The organism is Okeania sp. SIO2F4 (assembly GCF_010672385.1).
GTDB lineage: Bacteria > Cyanobacteriota > Cyanobacteriia > Cyanobacteriales > Microcoleaceae > Trichodesmium.
Genome location: NZ_JAAHGT010001453.1, coordinates 1 through 1254, shown reverse-complemented (window position 1 = coordinate 1254; position 1254 = coordinate 1). Strand labels below are relative to the sequence as shown.

Here is a 1254-nt window from a genome sequence, read left to right as displayed (position 1 = left end):
ATGTTGCTAATTGTCAATAAATTTGGCCAAAATACTTTCAATTATTATCAAATAATATTATTGTTAATTTTAGCTAACAATATGAATTTTAACTATATTGATCCCATACCAATATTTACTTAATTCTCAGACAAATTATACTATGACAAACTTAGCAAATCATCTAGAAAATATTAGCCATGACAAGAGCAATCGTTATTTGAGAATAGAAAATTTTGATTCTCAAGATTTATGGAGAAATGTTCGCGTGTGAAATTGTACCTAATACAGAGGGCTATTTAATCTTTGATGATACAGTTATCAACAAGGAATATGGTAATAAAATTGAGTTAGTCCGGGGACAATATAGTGGTAATCAGCATAAAGTAATTCGTGGTATAGGGATAGTAAATTGTAGATATTTTCATCCACAAATAGAACAATTTTGGCACTCTTGATTATCGAATTTATGACCCAGATACTGATAATAAAACGCGAGTTAGATCATGTTGAAGAAATAATATTAAACCTGGTAAATCATAAAAAACTACCATTTCAAACTGTGTTAATGGATAGTTGGTCTGCAACACAAAGATTAATGGGATTAATAGATAACTTAGGAAAAATTTCTGACTGTCCCTTAAAAATAAATCGCGCGCGTCGATGATACTGGTGGTGTAGAAAAATCTAAAAACATAGGAGGATTAAGTTGGAAATCCTCAGAAAAAATATCAGGTAAAATAATTAAAATTCAAGGAATTCCTTTGAGTTCAAAAAGTCAAGCTCCATACGGGGAAATGTTTCTACCAACTTCAGCAGAATATATTGTCACTAATGACTTAGGTCAATCTTCGCATTTATGCTGTAGATATGAAGTCTCAAACTAGATGGAAAATAGAAGAATTTCACGCCCGAATTAAGCAATTAACACGCAAGCGAATTTTGTCAATGTCGTCTCAGGGACATTCAAAAAAATCACATAGCCTGTGCTATGTTAGTCTGGAATTTCTTAAAAAGATTCGCAGTGAAAATAGGAAAAACTATTGATCAAGTCAAACATGAATTACTCTGCTGATTATCTGCTCCAAGAACTGAAAAAGCCCACAATAAAATTCAGGGCTATTTTTATTTTATAGGTGTTTTTACCCTTGTTTTGACAATGGTATTTGTCTTGAGGCGATCGCTACATTTTTTCAAAGCATTGGTGGAGCAAGTGCGGCAGCTACATCGCTCTATTTACCATACGCTATATATAGTGTCTTTGCGTAAGTCCTG

At 32.5% G+C, this 1254-nt stretch carries 1 pseudogene; it reads left to right on the top strand.

From position 1 onward, the window contains the following. Positions 1-142 precede the first annotated feature (142 nt). A pseudogene (locus F6K22_RS41175) lies at positions 143-1115 on the top strand (IS701 family transposase). The last annotated feature ends 139 nt before the right edge of the window (positions 1116-1254 follow it).